We start from the raw sequence: 22,950 nt of genomic DNA on the forward strand, positions 1-22,950 counted from the left end.
TTCCAAGGAAAGAAGAACAACCATCTCAACCAGGAACAACAGGGGAACAAGGAAACCCTGTTCAACCAGGGACACCTGAAAAACCAAAAGAAGATACTTCACATAAATATAATAAGAATAAAATCATAGAAAATAAACTAAAAACATTATTCTTAACGTCTCTTGATAATAGAGTGAGCTTAGAACTTTATGATATGACTATAGATGATATAGAATTTCGAGCAGTAGAGATTGAAGATGAGAAAGCAATAAATACTGTGAAAGATAAGTTGCAAGGTAATAAGAATGTAAAAATATATGACTTAAGTATATATAAAAGTGGAAAAGAAATATCGCTAGATAACAATAGACTGGTAAGAATAGCCTTAGCTGAATATGAAAATGAAAATGTAGAAATATATCATGTAGAAAGCGATGGAACTCTAACAAAAATTCCGTCAGTCGTAAATAATGGCAATGTAGAATTTTATATAAATCACTTTAGTAAATTTGCAGTAATATCTGAGACAAATAAGCTATCTAAAGGAGAAATCTTAAAACACAGCAACAGTGTATCATCAGAAATGAAGCTAGATACTACAAGAGAATTTTCAAAAAATAAAATTTCTAAAGAGAATTTAGTGGAACAACAATCACTCCCAAAAACAGGAATAAATAGTACTGGTGATTTTTCACTAATTGCTATGATAAGTTTAATTGTATTAGTTTTGTCAAGAAAACAAAAAAATATTATGAATTAATTTTTAAGGGAGTAACTTGAAAATCATGATTTCGTAGAAATCGATTTTGTTGGGTCACCCTTGCAAAGTTTATTAGATATCTAAAAAGCTTTTATAAAGCGAATTTAGATATCAATAAATCACTGTGTCTATGAAGTTATCATATATACTTTTTTAAAAATTTAGGACTTTTGAGTCAGCCCTGTTTGAAAAATCTATTGTAATATTTTTAGAAGTAGGTTAGACACCCTTTTTATAGACTAATGATATGTTGAAAAGAGGAGAAAATGTAAAAAAACGATTCATTTTTAAAGAATAGGAAACTATGTTATAATTAAAATACAACATAAAAGGAGCAAATAATTATGGTAAATATTTATGATAAAGCAAATGAATTTGAAAGAGCACTAAGAGAATCTGATGAATATAAAGCATCATTAGCAGCTGCAGAAGGACTATATTCAGACGAAGAAGCTAATGCTTTATACACAGAATTCGTATCAAAACAAAAAGAATTAATGGAAGCTGCTCAAGCTGGTAACGAACCTACTGAAGAAGAATTATCAGTATTTGAAGAAATTCAACAAAAACTAATGGAAAATGCTAAGTTCTTAGAATTTGTGCAAAGTCAACAAAAATTACAATTTTTAATTGAAGACTTAAATAAAGTAATGTATAAACCATTAGATGAACTTTTTGAAAAATACGGAAACAAATAAAAGAAATACAATAAATCAAGGTGTTAGAATCATTCTAACACCTTGATTTTATATATACATTTAATATTTATTTATTTTTATTTTCTTCAACATAATCTATTAATTCTAAAGTAAGATCATATCTTAAAAATGGTGTTATTAAGTAAATTCCATTAAAGTGTTTTAATGTAACATCTATCAGTTTTTTACTTTCTTCTAAAGCAATTTTTTGACAAAGTTCTTTGTCATCTTTTACTTCTTCAAGTTTAGCTAAGAATTCTTCAGATAGCTTTATACCAGGTACCTCATTGTGTAGGAAGACAGCGTTGTTGTAGCTAGTAATTGGCATTATACCAACGAAGAATGGTGTATCTGGATAGTCAGCAGCAAGTTCTGCTAATTGTTCAATTTTTTCAGCTTCAAAGACAGGTTGAGTAATAAAGTAATCAGTACCTGCTTTAATTTTTTTCTCAACTAAACGTTTAGTTTTACTTAGGTCACGAACATTTGGATTATAAGCAGCAGCTACTGTAAAGTTTGTTGTCTTTTTCAGTGAAGCCCCATTATATCCAAGTCCTTCGTTAAGCTGTTTAATAAAAGGAATTAATTTAAGGCTAGTCATATCATAGACACTAGTTGCTCCAGGGAAGTCACCAAGTTTACTTGGATCTCCAGTAAGAGCAAGGACATTATTAATTCCAAGAAGATCAAATCCCATTAATCGAGATTGTAATCCTATAAGGTTATGATCACGACATGTTAAATGTAGAAGAGTAGGGGTAGTAATGTGTTCTTTTAGTAAAGTAGCCGCGGCTAAATTACAAATTCTAGTGCTAGCTAGAGAATTATCTGCTAGTGTAATAGCTTCAATATTTTTCTTATCTATTGCTTTTGCACCCTCTATAAACTTATCAACGTTTAAATGTTTTGGGGGATCTAATTCGGCAATTATAGTTACTTGTTTTTTGACTTTATCAACAATTGTTGGTTCGTTATGAGCAACCCTTACAAGCTCTTCTTCAGCAGGTAATGGTGTTATAACTTTTCTTTTAACAGGTTTGAGACCTTTAATTCCTTTCTTAATAGCACGAATATGCTCTGGAGTAGTACCGCAGCATCCACCGATTAATCTTACACCTTCTTCTACAAGAAGTTTAGCACTTTGTTCGAAGTATGCTGAGTTTTTTCTAAAGCGATATTCATTACCATTAATAGTTTGTGTTAACTGTAATAAGCTGGCATTTGGATAAGCAGATAGGTAACTTTGTGCAAATAATGGCACTTGTTTTAAACTTTTAATCATGTGATAAGGACCTAGATGACAGTTTAATCCAACGATATCAGCACCTAAATTAACAAGAGTGCTTAATGCATCAGTTACTTTTTCTCCATTTTGAGTAATACCTGCTTCTAATAATGATATATTAGTAATAATAGGCAAATCAGTTAATTTTCTAACTTCAGTTAATACAGCTCGAATTTCTTCTTGATCATAATAAGTTTCAAATAGTAAAGCATCTATTTTATCTGTCGATAATAGAACTTTTACTTGATCAAGTGTTTCACTAACAATAGTTTCTAATGAAAGTTCACACTCACGAAGCCCACGTATAGCCCCAATAGTACCAAAGACAATTGTATTCTCTCCAGCAGCTTTACGTGCTATTTCAGCAGCACGGATGTTAATTTCTTCGAATTTATCTTCATAACCGTAAGTTTTAAGCTGACACTTCTTTGCAGCATATGTATTAGTCTGAATGATATCTGCACCAGCTTCGATATAAGCTTTATGAATCTTCTCTACAGAATCCGGATTAGAGATATTATTATATTCATGACAACTTTCCAATCCATTACTATAGAGAGCCGTACCCATAGCCCCATCGGCTACGAGTACATCTTGTTCTAATCTCTCTAATAAGTTTCTCATACGAACCTCCTATTTAGCGGAAAGTTCGTTTCTGATTTCTTTAGTTACCTCAACTAAAACTTCTAAGGCTTCGATAGTTTCTTTTTCAGCACGTGTTTTTAATCCACAGTCAGGGTTAATCCAGAATTGCTCAGTAGATAGTTTTTGAAGTGGACGTAAGATGTTAGTACGCACTTCTTCTTTTGTTGGTACACGAGGAGAGTGGATATCGTAAACCCCAAGACCGATACCTAATGGGTAGATTGCAGTCTCGAAAGCAGAGATTAATTCTCCGTGGCTTCTACTAGTTTCGATAGAAATAACGTCAGCATCTAATGCACGGATAGAATCGATAATTTCATCGAAGTTAGAATAACACATATGTGTGTGGATTTGTGTATCATCTTGAACGGATGAAGTAGCTAAACGGAATGAGAATACTGCTTCTTCAAGATATTTTTCTTTTTTGCTGTCTCTTAGAGGTAATCCTTCACGGATAGCTGGTTCATCAACTTGGATAATTGTAATTCCTGCTTTTTCTAAAAGTTCGATTTCATTTTTAAGTGCGATAGCGATTTGGTTGAAGATTTCCGCTTTAGAAATATCAGTTCTTTCAAACGACCAGTTTAGAATAGTAACTGGTCCAGTTAACATACCTTTAACAGGACGGTTAGTTAAACTTTGTGCATAAGCAGTTTCTTTAACAGTTACAGCTTCAACGTGTTTTACATCTCCGTAGATAATTGGTGGTTTAACCCCACGAGAACCGTATGATTGAACCCAACCGAATTTAGTAGATGCGAATCCTGCAAAACGTTGACCAAAGAATTCAACCATGTCTGTACGTTCGAATTCACCGTGAACTAATACATCGATATCAAGGTCTTCTTGAATCTTAATCCAACGAGCAATCTCTTCTTCAATGAATTTTTCATAAGCTTCGTTAGATAATTCACCTTTTTTCCAAAGTGCACGTTGTAGACGTACTTGTTTAGATTGAGGGAATGATCCGATTGTAGTAGTTGGTAATATTGGTAAGTTGTATTTTTTGTTTTGAACTTCACGACGAACTTTGTAGTCAGATGGACGAGTTGAACGAACATTTTCACTTGATTCTAACTCAAGGTTTCTGAATTCTGCATTTTGTAATTTATTGAAGTCTTCTACGTGTTTTTGGTACTCAGCTTCTTCTTTACCATCTAATTTATTAGCAAGTAAGTTAAGTTCTACTAATTTTTGATCAGCAAAAGCTAAACCATTTAAAAGAGTTTCCTCTAATTCAGTTTCATTTTTTGTAGTTACAGGAACGTGTAGTAATGAACATGAAGGTTGGATTACTAATTCAGATACGTTAGCTTTTAGTTCTTCTAATAATGCAGAGCTATCTACTAAATCATTGCTCCATACGTTACGTCCATCTACAACTCCAGCAAATACTTCTTTATCTTTGAATAAACCAGCTTTTACATTAGCTAAGTTTTCTTCTCTACCGTGAACGAAGTCCAATCCGAATGCTACTGGTAAAGTTGCAAGTTTTTCAGCTTCTACTAAAGCCTCAAAGTAAGTTTGGAAGATGAATTTAGCATCTACTTCGTTGTTGAAGTGGTTATATACTTTATGAGCTAATTCAACATAGTTTCTTCCTTCATCAGTTACGAAAATTGGTTCATCTACTTGGATATAAGAAGCACCAGCTTCAGCTAATTCTTTGAATACTTGAGTGTAAAGTGGAACTAATTTATCTACAGCTTTTTCAAATTCTCCTTCAGCTAGACCGCTAGATAAAGCAACATATGTAATTGGTCCAGTGATTACTGGTTTAGCTTTATCTCCTACGATTTCTTTTGCTTCTTTATATAAGTCTAATAGACGAGTATTGTTTAATTTAGGGTTAACATTTTCCCATTCTGGTACGATGTAGTGGTAGTTAGTGTTAAACCATTTTTTAAGTGCAGATGCAACGTTATCTTTGTTACCACGAGCTATATCGAAGAATAAATCTACATCAACTTCTCTTCCTTCAAAACGTTGTGGAATAACGTTGAATTGAACTGATAAATCTAAAATGTGATCATAAAGTGAGAAATCACCAACTGGTATAAAATCTAAGCCAGCATTGAATTGTTTTTCGATATAGAGACGACGAAGTTTTCCAGCTTCCTCAAATAATTCGTTTTGACGAACTGTACGAGTCCAATATCCTTCAATTAATTTTTTCCATTCTCTTTTTTCCCCTAAACGTGGGTATCCTAAACTTGAAATTTTTGTCATTATTTCTTTCCTCCTGAAATTTTCTCTTTTTTGTATATTGAATAATAAAAATAAAAACGCCCTTAAACAATAATAAACATATTGTCTAAGGACGTGCGTTTTATACGTGGTACCACCTTATTTTATGGAAAAACTAAAATTATTAGTTTTCCACCTCATTAAAATTTTAACGCTATTTTCTGCGTAATTATCTAACCTTAGCTCGATAATTAAAACTCAAAGACCATCTTCAAAAAAACTCATTAATCTCTTTTCAGCTACCGAGACTCTCTGGTGTAAATCCTTTTTTCTACTCATCTTATCCATGTAATAATATATTAATTTGTAAAAACATTTTTTTATTCAGTCTTAAATACGACAAAAGGGTAGTAACACAAGGGACGAAATGACCGTGTTACCACCCAATTTTATAATCTTAAAATAAATTTTAATCTTACCTCAATGATTATTAACGGTTATCAACCGGAACTAACTTATATATACTCATTAGTTCAGCTCTGTGACCATTTACAATACACTCAAATCCTTTTTTTCACCAACCAAAAGGTCTCTAATAATTAAGAAATATTGCTCTTCACTTCTTCGCTTTTTAAAACTGTTAAAGAAATATTAACATAAGATTTTTTCTTTGTCAACACTTTTTAGTAAAAAAATTAAAAAATTTTTTCAAAATTATCAGAAATCTAATGTGAATTAAATATATTAACAAATTTCTGAAGGTGTTATCTTAATAATTTTAATCTTATTAATAAAATTTTAACAAAATAAATTATTCAATGTATAATGAAAAAAATATACTGGGGAAAAAACATAATAAATTCGAAGTATATTACGCGTCTAAAATGCTCTGAAGGTCAACTTAGAGGAATACAAAAAATGATAGAAGAGAGATTATATTGATATTATAACTCAATTAACCGCTGTTCGTTCAAGTGTTGACCTAGTTGTTAAATTATTAATAACAGAAAACCTTATGGAATGCGTTAATAACCCTGCAGAAAATCTTGAAGATCATAAAAAATAGAAAAAGCTATACAGTATCTAGTGAAAAAATAGCATACTAAATTATTAATAAAAAGTCTTGACCCATAATTATATAGGATCAAGACTTTTTTAGGTGTATTAATTTTATAGAGAATTATAATCTATCGATTGTTGATTGTTTAATTCTTTAATTTGTTATTTTGTTTCTCCAGGCCAGTTATTCATACCACCCTCGACATTTATAACATTAAATCCTTGTACTTCAAGAAAGTCATATGCTTTAGCAGAGCGCCCACCAGCTTGACAAATTACATAGTATTTTTGATTTTTGTCTAACTTAGAAAAGTCTAACCCTAAAGTACTTAAAGGGAAATTTTGCGCGGAAGGTATGTGACCTGCTTCATATTCATGAATTTCTCTTACATCAAGAATATTAAGTGTTTCATTATTATATTTATCATGAAAATCTTGAATTGAAATATTATTTATCATAAATTCTTCCTTTCTATAATTAGTAATTTTTAAACTGTTTTATCTTGCCATGCATGCATTCCACCTTGAACATTAACAACATCAAAACCTCTTTTTTTAAGTTTTTTAGCGGCAAGTTTACTTCTTGCTCCAGAGTGACAAATTACATATATTTTTTTGTCAGCAATTGGAGTGAAGTTTCCGATTTCACTTAGTGGAATATTTTTTGCATTTTTTATATGACCTCTTCTAAATTCACTAGGTGTCCTTACGTCTATTAGTTGAATATTTTCCTTTAATTTATTTTCTAGTTCAGTAGTGGAAATACTGTCAACTTTTATGAATAAAAAAAACATTTATCTAAAACTCCTATATACTCTTACGGGGTATATTAAACCATGAAATAAGAGGATTGTCAAAAATCTTGACTTAATGTGTAGAATTGATAATGAAATGAAAAATAATTCGAGATTGAGCAGAAAACTATTTGTTACATAGTTAGTTTACAGTAGGTAATATAAAGAAAAAATACAATATTATTTTTTTCTGAATAATCAGTGATATTTTGATGTTATATGCTTGACAAATAGTAAAAATGGTAGAATAATGAAGTAAAGGATGACTTTCATTTCTATAAAAAACAACCAATAATTTAGGAGGAATTTCAAATGAAAAAAATATCAAAAGTAGCAACTGCCAGTGCCTTATTATTTACACTAGCAAACCCACTAGCAGTTTTTGCAGAAAATAAGGTAGAAAATATTTCGACAACTAGTAGTAATAAATTAACACAAGATATTACAGTAAGCTCGGAAGAAGTTAATGGGGAAATAGTTTTTCATGTATCGGCGTTAAGGGATACTTATGATACTATAGTGTATGCAACAATTAATGGTAAAAATTATACTTATAATCTTGGTAATTTAAAAAAAGGTCAAGTATCTAGAGTAGTTCAACCAGGTGTAAGTGTTAATAAACAAAAAGCTGTCATTTCAAAAGAGAGTAGCTCAGAAAAATCATTACCTAATACTAGTGTGGTAAGAGAGTTAGTTGAAAAAACAGTTTTATATAGTGTAGAATTAAACGGTAATGTAATAGAGGCGAAAGTTGTATATAAAGCATATGACTTAGTAGAAAAAAATTCAAATACAGTTGAAGAAAAAAAATCTATTACGGAAAATAAAGTAAAAGATGGTGCTATAGTAAAACCAGAAGTATTAGAGATACCCGAATATAAAGAAATTTTAGGTGGGGCAATAGTTGAACCGGCTGTGCAACCAGAGTTACCAAAAGTAGAAGAATCAACTGCAACAACGACAAAAGCAGAAGAATCAACTGTAACAACGCCAAAAGTAGAAAAATCAACTGCGACAACACCAAAAGCAGAGGAGCCAACAGCAACAACGCCGAAAGCAGAAGAACCAGCAGCAGTGACAACGCCAAAAGCGGAAGAGTCAGCAGCAGGAACAACACCAAAAGCAGAGGAGTCAACAGCAACGACACCAAAAGTAGAGGAGCCAACAGCAACAACGCCGAAAGCAGAAGAACCAGCAGCAGGAACGACACCAAAAGCAGAAGAGTCAGCAGCAGTGACAACGTCAAAAGCGGAAGAGTCAGCAGCAGGAACAACGCCAAAAGCAGAAGAATCAACTGCAACAACGCCAAAAGCAGAAGAACCGGCAGCGACAACTAATCCAAAAGTAGAAGAGTCAACAGTAGCAACAACACCAAAAGCAGAAGAGTCAGCAGCAGGAACAACACCAAAAGTAGAAGAACCCGCAGCAGGAACAACACCAAAAGCAGAGGAATCAGCGGCGACAACTAATCCAAAAGCAGAAGAGTCAGCAGCAGGAACAACGCCAAAAGCAGAAGAACCAGCAGTGACAACGCCAAGAGTAGAAGAACCAGCAGTGACAACGCCAAGAGTAGAAGAACCAGCAGTGACAACGCCAAGAGTAGAAGAACCGGCAGCGGAAACAACGCCAAAAGCAGAGGAATCAGCGGCGACAACTAATCCGAAAGCAGAAAATCCAACTGAAGAAGTAGCACCTAAAGATGAAAAAATTGAGGAAGCGAAAAAAGATGGAAAAGATATTATTGAAAAAATTTCATCTTCAAAACTTAGCGAAATTGAAAAAGTTAAAGATGAAGCAGAAAAAACAAAATTAAAAGAAAAATTAAATGAATTAAAAGATGCAGCATTAAAAGCAATAAATAATGCAAAAGATCACGATGCTGCTGTAGAAGCTGCGGACGAGTATCAAACAAAAATTGATGGAATTAATGTTCCAGGTGAGGAATTACCAGCTCCAAATTTTGATAAAAATAATTTAACCAATGGACGTAATGAAGGAACTACTATTGATAATGGAAGTACTGTAATAGGTCATGCTTCAGGTGAAGCTACGGCAGTAACACAACCCGAAGGAGCATCAGCTTCAACAGGAGCGACATCTCAACCGAAAGCAGCAACAGCTTCAACAGGAGCAGCAACGCAACCGGAAGCAGCAACAGAATCACCAGCGTCAACACAGCCGGCAACAGAACCAACTTCAAATTCAACATCAACTGAGAAACCACAACCAGTTGTAACATCTGAAACTGTGACATCAGGAACTTCAAGTTTCAGAAATGCACCAGAAGTTCAAGTAAGAGCAAAAAGAGTAGCACGTGAGGTAAATCAACCAGACGGTACGGTAAACATAAGTTATAATTATGATGGAATGCCAGATATCAATGGATTTTTATCTGATCCAGGAGAGAATAATACAGTAGCTATTTCAAATTCAGCAACTGAAGATGAAGTGAAAGAATTAGTTAAAGCAAAAATTCAAGCTAAGGCCCAAGAATTAGCTAAATATGGATATAAAGTAAAAGAAGAAATAGTATTTGAGCAAGATACTATTGTGAAGAACTTTAATTATGTAGTTACTTTCACTAAAGAGAAAACAGGAACTACAGGCTTCAGAATTGCACCAGAAGTTCAAGTAAGAGCTAAAAAAGTTGTAAAAAGAGATTTATCAAATAAAACTAAACAAATAAATATCTACTATAATTTAACAGCACTTAAAGACATAGCCGGAGCATTAGGTGAAGTAGGAGAAAACAATATGTTAACTTTATCAGGAAATGCTACAAAAGAAGACATTAAAAAGGCTATTGAAGAACACACAAAATCTCAAATTGATAAATTAAATAAACAAGGATTTAAAGTAACTTCAACTACAGATTTAGATCAAATCGTTGAAGGAAGTGATAGCTATGATTATGTTGTTGAATTCACAAAAGAAGCTAAGATTCAATCAGCAGGTAATACAGGTTTTAGAAAAGCACCTGCAACACAAAGAAGGGCAAAAAGATCAACAGAAGCACAAGAAAATGTAAATGTTAATATTTACTTTAACTTAAAAACTTTACCAGGAATAGCGGGTGCATTGGATGTGGATGGAGATACTACTATAAAACTTCCTAAAAATGCAACTGTAGAGCAAGTCAAAGCTGCTATACAAACAAAAATTGCTAAAGTAAAAAAACGTGGATATAAAGTAAACGACGCTTATTTTGGAGCAAGAACAGAACAAGGTTATGATTTTGTAGTGGAATTTACTAAATAAAAAATAACCTAAATAAAAACTGACCTCAGAGTTTAGATAATAATCTAACTTGAGGTCAGCTTTTTTATTTTATTCTTCTTCAGTTTCACGAGGGAAAATCATAGATTCACTGAAGTTTAAGTTGCGAAGAACCGTGTAAGAATCTTCTAGAGAAATATAGTTTAATTTTCTCATTGTTAATATTCTATATTTTAAAAGTCGAACTGACTCCATTTGAAGTTCTTTAAGTTCTTCTTCAAAATCGATGTCTTCTAAAAATACTTCAAATAAGGTGAATGAGTAGTATTTATATACATCTTTAACGAATTCTGCAGTATTTTCATCTGAACACTTTTCGTCAATAACCTTATAGGCCGTCTCAAGAAGTACTTTTCTTACTGTAGGCGAACAATCGATGATAGCCTGAATTTGGCTAGAAGAAGCTTCGGCTCTTTGTTTAATTTCATCTAATTTATTGACGAAGTTTACTTTTCTTCTTTTTGGAACTTTTTCTTTAAGTTTCTCATAAAATTCTGGAGTTAAATCTTTAGCTACGAAATGACGAGTTAAACGACGTTTTAGACTAGATTCTTTTATATATATTCTCAAATTAAGAAGTAAACTTTTTGGTATTGAATAAGTAAATAAGAAAGATTTTCTAAGTTGCATAAGTTTAGAAATTTCCAAAATTTGCTCGATGTTAGGATTGTCTTTTAGTATCTCAGGAAGAGCTTTGTCTTGTGCCTTCATAATTTTTTTGTGTAACACTAATGCTTCGTTCATATTTTTAAATCTTCCAATTTGCATGTTTCTAAAGTATGCTTTCATTTCGTGTAAACTTTTTATTTCAAAAGCATAAGCAACTTTTTCTTCGATAGAATTCTTAGAAATATCACGTTCTTTTAGTTCTTCAAGTGTTCCTTCTAGGATTTTTTCACGAAGAGAGTACTGAGTATATTCTTTTTCTTCATTTTCTCCTTTAACAACAAGTGGAAGAGCGAGTGTACCGATAACAATACTTAGTAACACGACATTACTCGCAATGAATAGGATGGTGTTTCTAAGTGGAAAGTTATCTCCAGTAGCAGTTACGATAGGAATCATAAGTGCTGTAGCAAGTGTTACTGTACCGTGAATACCACATAAACTAGCAATTAAAGAGTAACTAAATCTAGAGTAGTTATCTTTGTCAAATTTTCTATTTAATATTATTTTGGCTGTTTTTCTAGCAGTCGTAAAATGATGAGGTTGGAATGATATGTAGTTGAAATATACAAAGACCAATCTGACTATCATTAGACCTAAAACAATAACTAATGAAATAATGAATCCATACAGAATATCAATCTCTCTATTGTTAAACATTGTATGATATATCTCTGGAAGCAAATATCCTAAAAATGTAAATACGAAGCCATTTAGTACATAGTTCGCTATTTGTTGAGTACTATCTATAGTTACTGCAGCATCACTACTTACTACAGTAAGTAAGTGAAGTTTTCTTTGGTAGTTGTATACTAGAGCTGTAATTACTACAGCAACGATACCAGATACGCCAATATGTTCAGCAAAATAAAAGACAATTATTGGTGTTATTAATTGAAAAATAACTAAAATATTAGATTCATCAGCAAACTTTGTTGAGAATATAAACTTAATATAAGAGAATGCTATCCCAATAATAAGTCCAAAGACTGCTCCACCTCCTGCAACTACTAAAAATTTATAACTAGCATTTGTGACAGAAAATGTATTAGTAAGAACGGCTGCTAGAGCTATATTAAATGATACAAGACCAGAAGCGTCATTAAGAAGCGATTCACCTTCTAGTATAGCCATAAGCCCTTTAGGTAGTTTCATTCCTTTAGTTATTGATTTAACAGCAACAGCATCTGTAGGTGATAGGATAGCGGCTAAAACAAAACATGCTGCCCATGGAATCATTGGAAGCAATAAATGAATTATGCTACCAACAACAATTACCGTCACAAGAACTAAAAATATTGCCATATATATAATTGGACGTTTGTATAGCCAGATATTCTTTAAGGACGAGTTGAAACCGTCAGTAAATAATAAGGGAGCGATAACTAACATCATAAACATTTCTGATTCGAACTCAAAATGAAGTGGAAGATTAGGAATAAATGTTATCGCAGCACCAAGTATTATTTGGAATAAAGCTGCTGGAATACGTGGAAAAAGATTATTTAAAAATGAACCAAGTATTACAATTATGACAAATATACCTAGGGTAGTTAGTATTTCCATAGAAAACTCCTTTGTAATTATTTTATTATTATTATTTGTACCAATATATTTTACAATTATTTATCACTAAAATCAATAATTATACAATCTGAAGGAAGTTAATAATGAATATTGTAAAATATTAATTTTAATAGTTTTAGAAGAGGTGTTATTTGTTATTTTTTAGAGGTTAAGTAAGGGCTTCAGTACACGTCAATAGATGTCAAAATATTGATTTTAAATGATTTTTGATTTTTTGAAACTCATTACATCGTACTATAAATCAATAAAAATTCTACCTTTTTTAGATAAATATATCAGGTGGATATTGAAGTTAAGCCCTGCTATCATTTCAATGGCAGGACTTTTTAATATTTGCTACACTAACTTCTTATCTATATTTTGGTGGAATTGAAGTTGACATCTATAAAGTTTAATGTTAGAATATATTCAAAAATAAATTTGAATGAGGTGTTTTATGATTCAAAATATTATTACTTCAATAATTCTGTATTCTGGGACAGCCGTAGACTTACTTATTATCCTAATGTTATTTTTTGCCAAAAGAAAAAGCAGAAAAGACATCATTAACATCTATTTAGGACAATTTCTAGGCTCTGTTAGTCTAATATTGCTAAGTTTGCTTTTTGCATTTGTCTTAAATTATATTCCTAGTAAAGAGATTTTAGGTTTGCTCGGTTTGATTCCAATTTTCCTAGGCCTCAAAGTTTTGCTTTTAGGAGATTCTGATGGAGAAGCTATTGCAAAAGATGGTTTGCGCAAAGATAATAAAAACCTGATTTTTCTAGTCGCTATGATTACTTTTGCAAGTTGTGGCGCTGACAATATTGGTGTCTTTGTCCCATATTTTACTACCTTAAATTTAGCGAATTTGATAGTAGCTTTACTTACCTTTCTAGTCATGATTTATCTCTTGGTTTTTTCTGCCCAAAAATTGGCACAAGTCCCTTCTGTTGGAGAAACTTTGGAAAAATATAGCAGATGGTTTATTGCCGTTGTTTATTTAGGATTGGGGATGTATATCCTGATTGAAAACAACAGCTTTGACATGCTAAGGACTGTGTTCGGCTAGGAGAAAAAATTATGAAAAAAGATAGTATCTGCCAAGTGAATATTATAAATCAACAAAATGTTACAACCGCAACGAACTACCTTGAAAAGGAAAAAGTCCAAAAATCACTTCGTATTTTATCAAAGTTTACCGATAATAAACAGATAAATATCATCTTTTATCTCCTTGCTGTTGAAGAACTCTGTGTCTGTGATATAGCCTGTTTACTAAATCTCAGTATGGCATCTGCCTCCCACCATCTTCGTAAACTAGCCAATCAAAACATCTTGGATACTAGAAGAGAGGGGAAAATTATATATTATTTTATAAAAGATGAGGAAATCAGAGATTTTTTTAATCAACTAGGATAATAACTATTTTTACTACTTTACCATGATTATATATAGGACTTATCTATGAAATTTTCTGATGAAATTTACTCACAAGAAATACCTACTCGTACCATGTTGATACTGTCAATAAATATGTGTGAACACTCAAGTAGAGTTACGGAGTATTAATCAAATAAGCTTTCGAGTGTGTCATAACATTGGCCACCCCCTTTATGGATTCGTTGACTTTGCTTGAAAACAAAGTAACTAAGTAACGTTCCAGAGACTCTTCGTTAGGAAAAACCTTCTTTTTCGTTTGACGTTTGATTTCTTTATTAAGAGACTCAATGAGGTTTGTCGAATAAATGCTGTGCCAAATCTAGTAGTGAAACTGATAATATGCACTATTATAACCTATTTGTACATTTTTATTTTATCAAAACTGTACATTCTTATTTTATCATTTTCAATTAGTAAGTCTAGAATCACCAGATTATGGTTTCCATTTGTTTCGACACACTCATGATTCAATGTTGCTTAAAGTAGGTACAATGGGGCATAAGTCAATGTCAACTACTATAGATACTTACGCAGAGTTAGCACCTCAAAGAAAGCTAGAAGCAGTCAGCATTTTATTTAGATTAGATTGCTGAAATAACATTAACTGCCTTTACAGGTATAAAAATATCGCCACATCTAAGTATTAATACTAAGATGTAGCGATTTATTCAAAATATTTATATTAGATATTTGAAAAATTACCAACTAATTACTTTGCCGTTTTCTATTTTAATATCAGCATCGTAAAGTTTATTTAGAAGTTCTTCATCAAAAAAGTTAGCTGCCTGATCATTTTTAATTACTTTTCCATCAAGAAGAGCAATAATATTATCACTATAAGTTAGAGCTTGATTAATATCATGCAATACCATGATAATAGTAATTCCTAGAGATTTATTAAGCTCCCTTACAAGTTGCATTATAGATTTTTGATATTTAATATCAAGGAAGGTAGTAGGTTCATCTAATATAATAATATCAGTACTTTGTGCAAGTGCCATTGCGATGTAAACACGTTGAAGCTGACCTCCAGATAATTCATCTACACGTTTATCTTTATATGCCTGTAAGTTAGTTTTTTCAAGTGCAAATTCAATTTTTCCAACATCACTAGCGTTAGGTTTGTAGAAGAAGATATTTTGATAAGGAAGTCTAGCAAAACTAACCATATCATAGACGGTAATTTCTCGTGGAGTTTCATTCTTTTGATAAACAATTGCAAGAATACTCGCAAGCTCTTTTAAAGAATATGAATTCAATTCCTTACCTTCAATTTTTACACTTCCAGAATTATAGTTTAAATTTTTTGCTAATATTTTTATTAGTGTACTCTTACCACATCCATTTTTACCAAGTAGGGTAGTAATTTTACCTTTTTTAATATCTACATTAAGATTTTCGAAAAGAGTATTTTTATTATTATACTTAAATGTAAGGTTATTAATTTCTATTATATTTTCCATTAACTTACTCCTTTCTTAACTAAAATAATAAATGCAGGTCCACCTATAATCATCATTATTAAATCAGCAGGTATTTCGATTGGTGCGAAAATAACACGACCTATTGTATCGAATAAAAGTAGTATAAATGCTCCTAGTAAAGCACTAAATGGAATAGTGTAAATATGATTTCGTCCAATTATAATCTTAGCGATATGAGGTGTAATAAGAGCTAAGAAGACCATAACACCAGCAACAGCTGTAGAAACAGAAGCGAGTGCTACTGCAACAAATGAAATTAATAAACGAATCATATTAATATTGATACCTAGTGAGCTAATAATATTATCATCTAAGGCAAAGATATTGCATAGTTTAGCTAAGAAGAAACTAATAACTAGTAATATTGGAATCCAGTTTAATAATAATGAAACATCATCCCAGTTTTTAGTTCCTAAACCAACAGTTTTGAATGCAGATGACGTTGTAGAATTAGCTGCATTGAAGTACTGCATAGAACTTAGTATCCCTGTGAAGAAATAACTTATCGCAATACCGATTAAAATAATTTTAACATTGTTTTTTGTTCTACCAGCTAGGTAATAAATGATTAAGAAACCAAGAACACCACCGATGATAGAAAATACAGATTTAAACACCATAAACTGTGGTAATAATCCTAATCCTAAGTATAAAAATAGGCTAGCTCCACTAGAAACACCAATAATACTAGGATCGACAAGCGGGTTCTTTAATACGGTTTGTAATAATAAACCACTCACTCCAAGAGCAGCACCTACTAGTATAGTGATGATGATTCTTGGGAAACGAACGTCGATAATGGCATTAACATTAGCGTATTCTCCAGTGAAGATACCAAAAGCTAATTGTCCGACGCTAGCTTTTATACTACCACTATTCGCTGCAAAAAATATAGTACTTAATAAGAGTAAAATAAGAACAGAAAAAGTGATTGTTTTTTTGTCTTTAAACATCAAGAACCTCCTTATATAGTTTTTATATTTAGTATATCACATTGTTTTAAAATTGTATCATTTAAAAAACCAGAGGTAGCAATGTGCTACTTCTGGTTATAAGTATTAGTTACTATAGAAAATGCTGTACAGACTTTCTAATCCTTTTTGGTAATCATATGTAGCTGTCATACCAAATATAGAGCTGTCTAAATCGATAACTTTATTATTTTTTACCGCATCAAAGTGAGACCAACTCTTATTGTTTTCAAATTCTTTTTTAAACATTTCATTTACGGTATCAGGCATAGCATGAGCAGTACGTAAAATGAAATCTGGTTTATCGTTTAAAGCAGTTTCTAAGTTTAGATTTTTAAACTCTTCATTACCTTTAACGATATTTTCACCACCAGCTAATTTTACAAGGTTACCTACATAAGATTTTTCAGTAGCTGCCATGTAACTTCCAGGTAATCCCATTAGAACTAAAACTTTTGGTTTCTTTTTATTTGCGATTTTCTCATTGAATTTAGCGAAGAATTCATCGTGTTTTTTCTTTAACTCTTTGAATTTTTCAGTTTTACCGAATTCTTTTGCAAGCTCTTCAGTCACAGCGTATAGCCCGTTAACACTACGAATGTCTACAAATTTATAAGGTATTTTATTTTTCTCGAATCCTTCTTTTATCCAATCTTGTAAACTATCTGGAGCATATACAATAGAAGGATTAATCGACTTAATAACCTCTATATTAGGATTCATAGGAAGACCAATTTGAACAGTATTGTCATACTTTTTAGGCATACGTCCTAATTTTGTAGTAGGAACAGCTGCTAATTTAATGTCAAGAACATTAGCTACTTGAGCAAGAGCTACAGAATCCATTATTATACGTTTACCATTTTCTTCTTCAGATTTTTTATCTTTATTTACACCTGTTAAGTCTATTGTTTCATTAAAAGCTTTATCAGCTAGATTAGGATCAGTTCCAGTTGTGTTACCGGCTTTGTTTTGTGATGAACAAGCAGTAAGTACTAAAATACTAGCTAGAAGTAGTGTAAATAGTAGGGATAGTTTTCTTTTCATGAATTATCTCCTAGTTATTTTTTCTTTTTTTACGAGGAAAGTAAAGTCCAGCAGCTATTGCAAGAACTCCAATACCACCTAAATAGTAAGGTGTGTAGTTTGCTTCTTTAATAGCTTCCATATCTAAACCATCATTTCCGTTTTTAATAGTATCAGTATTAACTTCCACGAAATAACGAACAGGACGATTCATAGGTTCTACATACATTTGTACCATAGCTAAGAAGTTTTCATTTGGTACTTCAAAACGATAGTCAACATAACTATCTTTATATTGTTCAATATGAACTTTAGTTTCAGTAGCTTCCACTTGTTTGAATTCTCCGTCTTTTTGAAGAACTTTAATGAAAGGACCTTGTTCTTTGCTACGTTGAACCCAGTTCATTAAGTGAATACGTACAGTAGCATATAGTTTACCATCTTTTGTACGTTGAAGCATAGCTTTAGACCAACGTTTTTTACCGTTTGATTTTTGATTTTTAAGAGCATCATTTAAATTTCCACCCGCATTAATAGGAGAGATTACCCCTTGTACCATACCTTCACCAATAGCAGTATTTTTAGTTCCACCATCAGCAGTAATTCCAGTTAGAGGATTTAAATATGAACCTGTGATATCAAGGTTATAAAGACCAGGATTTTTTGTTTTTTGATCTGCTTTGAAGTAATCTTCTAGTTTTTTAGTAACAAATCCTTCTGGAGCTTTATTTTCATCTTTTTTGTCTTTGTTTTCTTCTTCTTTTTTCTTATTGTCTTCTTTTTTGTCTTTATCTTTAGAATTATCTTCAGAACCTGATACTAAAGAAGCACCAGACCAATTAAATTTAATAATAGCATTTTGAGATGCATCTCCACCCATAATTTGGTTCATAGCATCAACAGAAACACGAACACCGACTTTATCAGGTTTAGCTTCTCCAAAATTAAAGCTTAATGTACCAGGATAAGTACTTGTACCACCATCTAAGTTTGTATCGTTATAAGTACTTGTTACAGAAGCGGCTGTTAGACCTCCTGAGAAAATAGGAGATGAATAAATATTAAGTGACAATAAGTGACCGTGCATATTTCTGAAATCCATCGGAGTGAATTGAACAGAAATAGTAGAGGTGTTATTATCATGAACGTTTACAGTAGCATGTGTAGCTAGTGCATTGTTCCCCATAGAAAGACGACCACTATTTTCAGCGTGCCATAGTTCTACAGGAACACTATATACTCTGTCAGCAGCATGTACATCTTTAACGAAAGGAACATTACTAGATGTAAATATAAACGCTAATGTAGCGATAACTATTGTTAATAGTTTTAAAATTCGTTTCATTGTATAAACTCACTTTCTTTTGTATTATTTAATTTTTAATAAGAAAGGCGGGAAGTTTTCCCGCCTTTCGGAGCAGATAATAATTTGCTTATTTAGCGGGGTATTATCTTACTATTTTATTTTTGTTGTTTTCTTCTACCTACCATGAAGGCACTCATTAGAGTAAGAGCCCCTGCAAGAATTGATGATGATGTTTCTAATCCAGTGTTAGATAGACGACCGTTGTTTAGTCTTCCACCATTTGGAGTTGAAGCACCAGCACCAGCACCATTACCAGCAGCACTTGCTCCAGGTTGACCACCATCAATTACCGCAGTTCCTTGTCTTTCTGTAGCATTAGACCAGTTAAGGCTAAGGATTGCATCTTTTTTACCACCACCAGGCATAATACTTTCCATTGTTGGTACAAAAACAGAAACAGGAATGTTAGTTAATTTTTCATTAGATGTGAAATGGATTTCTACTTGGTTCATAGCACCACCTGTTTTTACAACAGGGTATTCAGTTCCTTTAACCCAGAAACGAGTAATACCGTCTGTAAGAGTTCCTACCTTAATATCGTGGAAACGAACTTTGTAGTGATAAGTGTCACCATGTTTGAATACAGTGATTCCGTCTAATGCTGCATTCCCCATAGACACACGACCTGCTTCATATGCGTTTAATAATGTTGCAGTTACATTATCGTAGAATGTAACTGGCACTTCTACACCTTTACCTTGAGTAGCAGCAGGAAGTGCTGGTGTTGTTGGTGTAGTAATTGGTGAAGTAGGTTGCCCTCCAGTATTAGTACCAGGGTTGCTAGAACTAGGAGTTGGAGTGTATCCACTAGATCCAGGATTTCCACCAGCTATAGGTTGCCCTTGTTCTTCAGTTACTTTAGACCAATCGAAGGCTAAAGTAGCATCTTGCTTACCACCACCAGGCATAATATCTTCCATAACTTGAACGAATACACTAACAGGGACAGTTGATAGTTTTTCAGTAGATGTGAAGTGTATTTCTACTTGATTATTAGCACCACGAGTTGAGTTAACAGGGTACTCTGTACCATTTACCCAGAATTTAGAGATTCCGCCAGTGAATCCTCTAGTTGAAAGATCATGGAATCTTACGATGTAGTGATAAGTACTTCCTTCTTTAAATACAGTAACATTACTATGTTCAAGAGCTGCATCTCCCATAGATTTTTTTCCAGCTTGGTATGCATGTAGTAATGTTGCTTCTACACCTTTATAGAACGTTGCAGTTGCTGAAGGTGTATGGTTTGGAGTAGGCGTAGTTGCTCTAGGCTGTGTAGGACTCTCTACTAAACCTTGAGGTTTATCCGATGGTTTAACATTATCAGGAGTGTTAGGTCTTGTTGGAGTCTCCGTTGGTTCAGGAGTAGTAGATTCAGAATTACTACTTGTATTCGAGTTAGATGTAGTACCAGTTGAATCTGTTGATTCAGGTTGATTGACTTTTATTTTACTTAAATCAAATTTTAGAATCATATTTTGTGTTCCAGAACCAGCAGTCATTGACTCCATAACAGGAACGAAAACTTGTGTATATGTCTCTAGCATATTTTCTGAGTCAATTTTATTTTTATCTACAGAATAAACAAATGTTTTTGGATAAACCGTACGGTTAGGGAATTTCTCTTTATATTTTTTTACAAATTTATCAGTTTCATTAGTGCCATAATTTTCAACTATAGTAGTATCTTTAAATTCACTGTCATCGATCTCAAAACGATTTGCATGAGTTTTATCACCATCATAGTATTTTAAATCACCTAAATAACCAAATTGTCCAGCAAATGCAATTGGTTTAAATGTAACACTTACAGAGTACTGTCCATTTTTTACTATTAATTTTGTTTTTTCGTTATCTAATCCAGCGGCAGCCATAGAAGGCTTTTTCCCGTTACCGAAGTGAATAGCTTTAGCAGTGATATTATATACTCCATCTGGAAGATTTTTTATATCTTTTGCTCCAACAGCATTATTTTCAATTGCAAATGTAGTGTTACTTTGTGTAGTGTTTTCTATCACAGCAATTGTAGAGATAATCGTTGCTGCGGACAGAATTTTTAATAGTTTATTAGTTTTCATGTTTTTGTTAATCCTCCTCAAATTTCTCTATACATGACTTTATACAAAGAGGTAAGTTACCCCTTTGTATAAAAGTTTTATTATTTATATTATTTGTTGTTTCTTCTACGTAATACTAAAGCAGATAGTAGTGCCAATACACCTAGTGCAGCAGTTGCTGTTGCATTTAGTCCAGTTTTAGCTAATTGTTTAAGTCCTTTAGCTACAGTTTGAGAAGTATTTTGAGCAACAGTTTTTTCTACTTCAACATTTTTGTTTTCTTTGTTATCTACTTGACCGAAGATGTTTTGTGCAGTTGCTTCAGCTTCTTCTTTTACGTTTTGTTCTTTACTTAACTCATTGATATTTAATGCTGGTAATTCAGGTTGAATTAGAGCCTCACCTTTGTCTGTCACTACAGGTTTAGTAGAGTCAGTTGATGGAGCAGGTGCTACTGGTACTGAAGTATCTTGATCAGTTTCACCTTCTTTTTCTTTTACGATAGTGTAACGACTGAAGTGATTTGTAAAGAATGTAAGGTTTCCATCTTTATAAGCACTTGGAACTTTTTCTAAAACTATATTTTTATCATCTGTCTCACGTACATAGTAAACTTCTAGTTTTTCACCTTCATTAGCTACTACAGCTACTGTAACGGCACGTGTTTCACCTTGTTTGTTGATTGTGTTACCTTGAGAATCAGCGAAGTGAAGATCGATTGTTTTAACAACACTTAGATTTTTATCAGCTTTTTTAGCTAATTCTTTTACTTTTTCTTTCACGACTGCAACAGTTTCTTCATTAGTTTTTTCTACGACTAAGTGATCAGCTTTTATAGCAGTGTTATCAAATTTTACTGTAACTATTTCAGAAGAACCATTTTCTTCAACTTTTGCAACCAATGTATCTTTAAGAGATGCAGTTTTTACAATTGCTTCTAATTGCTTAATTTCATTAACTTTATTTTCAAGTTTAACTGCTTTTTCAGTTTCAGTTTTTAATTCAGCTACTTTTGCAGTAAGTTCTTTTTCAACTGTAGCTTTTTCTGTAGCTAATTTTTCTTTTTCAGCTTCAGTAGTAGCATTGTTTATAGCTTCTTCTTTTTCTTTAACTAGTTTTTCTAATTGAGCTTTAGCAGTTTCTAATTTAGTTACTGTTTCTTTAGCAGCTTCAGCTTCTTTTACAGTTTCTTTGTTTTCAGCTTGGATTTTCCCTACAGCTTCATTTTTAACTTCTTCTAATTGTTTAATTTCATTAACTTTGTTTTCAAGTTTAACAGCTTTTTCAGTTTCAGTTTTTAATTCAGTTACTTTTGCTGTAAGTTCTTTTTCAGCTGTAGCTTTTTCTGTAGCTAATTTTTCTTTTTCAGCTTCAGTAGTAGCATTGTTTATAGCTTCTTCTTTTTCTTTAACTAGTTTTTCTAATTGAGCTTTATCAGCTTCTAATTTAGTTACTGTTTCTTTAGCAGCTTCAGCTTCTTTTTTAGTTTCTTTGTTTTCAGCTTCGATTTTTTCTACTTCTTTAGCTAGTTTGTCGGCTTCAGCTTTTTCTTTTTCAGCTTTTTCTTTAGCTAGTTTGTCGGCTTCGGCTTTTTCTTTTTCAGCTTTTTCTTTAGCTAGTTTGTCAGCTTCGGCTTTTTCTTTTTCAGCTTTTTCTTTAGCTAGTTTGTCGGCTTCGGCTTTTTCTT

At 32.3% G+C, this 22,950-nt stretch carries 16 protein-coding genes, 2 pseudogenes and 2 other annotated features; of the genes and pseudogenes, 6 read left to right on the top strand and 12 right to left on the bottom strand.

Translation table 11 applies throughout. From position 1 onward, the window contains the following. On the top strand, positions 1–740 hold a 740-nt coding region (locus tag RWQ73_RS05775), incomplete at its 5' end, for an LPXTG cell wall anchor domain-containing protein (RefSeq protein ID WP_314407239.1). 344 nt (positions 741–1,084) lie between these two features. Further along, positions 1,085–1,438, top strand: coding sequence for a YlbF family regulator (locus tag RWQ73_RS05780; RefSeq protein ID WP_314407241.1), 354 nt, complete (start codon positions 1,085–1,087; stop codon positions 1,436–1,438). Positions 1,439–1,505: 67 nt separating this feature from the next. On the opposite strand, the gene RWQ73_RS05785 is transcribed toward RWQ73_RS05780, so the two are convergent. Further along, the gene (locus RWQ73_RS05785) at positions 1,506–3,347 is read right to left on the bottom strand and encodes a bifunctional homocysteine S-methyltransferase/methylenetetrahydrofolate reductase (protein ID WP_314407242.1); all 1,842 of its coding nucleotides are present in this window, start codon (positions 3,345–3,347) and stop codon (positions 1,506–1,508) included. A gap of 9 nt (positions 3,348–3,356) precedes the next feature. Continuing rightward, the gene (gene metE / locus RWQ73_RS05790) at positions 3,357–5,597 is read right to left on the bottom strand and encodes a 5-methyltetrahydropteroyltriglutamate--homocysteine S-methyltransferase (RefSeq protein ID WP_314407243.1); all 2,241 of its coding nucleotides are present in this window, start codon (positions 5,595–5,597) and stop codon (positions 3,357–3,359) included. An 84-nt stretch (positions 5,598–5,681) separates the two neighbouring features. Beyond that, positions 5,682–5,911 (bottom strand) — a binding site (T-box leader). Positions 5,912–5,970: 59 nt separating this feature from the next. Continuing rightward, positions 5,971–6,189, bottom strand: a binding site (T-box leader). 284 nt (positions 6,190–6,473) lie between these two features. On the opposite strand from metE, the pseudogene RWQ73_RS05795 reads away from it, so the two are divergent. Then, positions 6,474–6,621: pseudogene (locus RWQ73_RS05795) on the top strand (metal-sensing transcriptional repressor). Positions 6,622–6,776: 155 nt separating this feature from the next. On the opposite strand, the gene RWQ73_RS05800 reads toward RWQ73_RS05795, so the two are convergent. Beyond that, positions 6,777–7,073, bottom strand: a complete 297-nt coding sequence (locus RWQ73_RS05800; RefSeq protein ID WP_314407245.1) for a rhodanese-like domain-containing protein — start codon at positions 7,071–7,073, stop codon at positions 6,777–6,779. Positions 7,074–7,102: 29 nt separating this feature from the next. Then, positions 7,103–7,408 carry a rhodanese-like domain-containing protein gene (locus RWQ73_RS05805; protein WP_314407247.1) on the bottom strand — a complete coding sequence of 102 codons (306 nt, stop codon included), beginning with the start codon at positions 7,406–7,408 and terminating at the stop codon, positions 7,103–7,105. A 312-nt stretch (positions 7,409–7,720) separates the two neighbouring features. On the opposite strand from RWQ73_RS05805, the gene RWQ73_RS05810 reads away from it, so the two are divergent. Then, positions 7,721–10,666 carry a hypothetical protein gene (locus RWQ73_RS05810; RefSeq protein WP_314407248.1) on the top strand — a complete coding sequence of 982 codons (2,946 nt, stop codon included), beginning with the start codon at positions 7,721–7,723 and terminating at the stop codon, positions 10,664–10,666. Between the two features lie 69 nt (positions 10,667–10,735). Here the strand turns inward: RWQ73_RS05810 and RWQ73_RS05815 are convergent, their stop codons facing one another. Beyond that, on the bottom strand, positions 10,736–12,916 hold the full coding sequence (locus RWQ73_RS05815; protein WP_314407249.1) for a cation:proton antiporter: 2,181 nt from the start codon (positions 12,914–12,916) through the stop codon (positions 10,736–10,738). A 457-nt stretch (positions 12,917–13,373) separates the two neighbouring features. Between RWQ73_RS05815 and RWQ73_RS05820 the strand changes: the two genes are divergently transcribed. Continuing rightward, on the top strand, positions 13,374–13,988 hold the full coding sequence (locus tag RWQ73_RS05820) for a CadD family cadmium resistance transporter (protein WP_314407251.1): 615 nt from the start codon (positions 13,374–13,376) through the stop codon (positions 13,986–13,988). Positions 13,989–13,999: 11 nt separating this feature from the next. Beyond that, complete coding sequence (gene cadX / locus RWQ73_RS05825) at positions 14,000–14,338, top strand: Cd(II)/Zn(II)-sensing metalloregulatory transcriptional regulator CadX (RefSeq protein ID WP_000711085.1); 339 nt, start codon at positions 14,000–14,002, stop codon at positions 14,336–14,338. A gap of 146 nt (positions 14,339–14,484) precedes the next feature. Here cadX and RWQ73_RS05830 read toward each other — a convergent pair. The 7 genes and pseudogenes from RWQ73_RS05830 to RWQ73_RS05860 form a co-directional block, all read right to left on the bottom strand. Then, positions 14,485–14,678 (bottom strand): annotated as a pseudogene (locus tag RWQ73_RS05830) (transposase); the annotation flags it as partial. Positions 14,679–15,057: 379 nt separating this feature from the next. Further along, positions 15,058–15,822: an ABC transporter ATP-binding protein gene (locus tag RWQ73_RS05835; RefSeq protein ID WP_314407253.1), complete on the bottom strand. Its 765-nt coding sequence runs from the start codon at positions 15,820–15,822 to the stop codon at positions 15,058–15,060. After that, on the bottom strand, positions 15,822–16,796 hold the full coding sequence (locus RWQ73_RS05840; RefSeq protein ID WP_314407254.1) for an iron ABC transporter permease: 975 nt from the start codon (positions 16,794–16,796) through the stop codon (positions 15,822–15,824). The genes RWQ73_RS05835 and RWQ73_RS05840 overlap by 1 nt, the downstream gene beginning before the upstream one ends. 105 nt (positions 16,797–16,901) lie before the next feature. Then, a complete protein-coding gene (isdE, locus tag RWQ73_RS05845) occupies positions 16,902–17,861 on the bottom strand; it encodes a heme ABC transporter substrate-binding protein IsdE (protein ID WP_314407255.1) in 960 nt (319 codons plus the stop codon). Positions 17,862–17,871: 10 nt separating this feature from the next. Then, entirely contained in the window at positions 17,872–19,185 is a 1,314-nt protein-coding gene (locus RWQ73_RS05850) for a heme-binding Shp domain-containing protein (RefSeq protein ID WP_314407257.1), read from the bottom strand. A gap of 116 nt (positions 19,186–19,301) precedes the next feature. Beyond that, the gene (locus RWQ73_RS05855) at positions 19,302–21,284 is read right to left on the bottom strand and encodes an NEAT domain-containing protein (RefSeq protein WP_314407259.1); all 1,983 of its coding nucleotides are present in this window, start codon (positions 21,282–21,284) and stop codon (positions 19,302–19,304) included. 89 nt (positions 21,285–21,373) lie between these two features. After that, the coding region (locus tag RWQ73_RS05860; RefSeq protein WP_314407261.1) for an LPXTG cell wall anchor domain-containing protein at positions 21,374–22,950 on the bottom strand (1,577 nt) is incomplete at its 5' end.

Source organism: uncultured Gemella sp. (assembly GCF_963525875.1).
GTDB lineage: Bacteria > Bacillota > Bacilli > Staphylococcales > Gemellaceae > Gemella.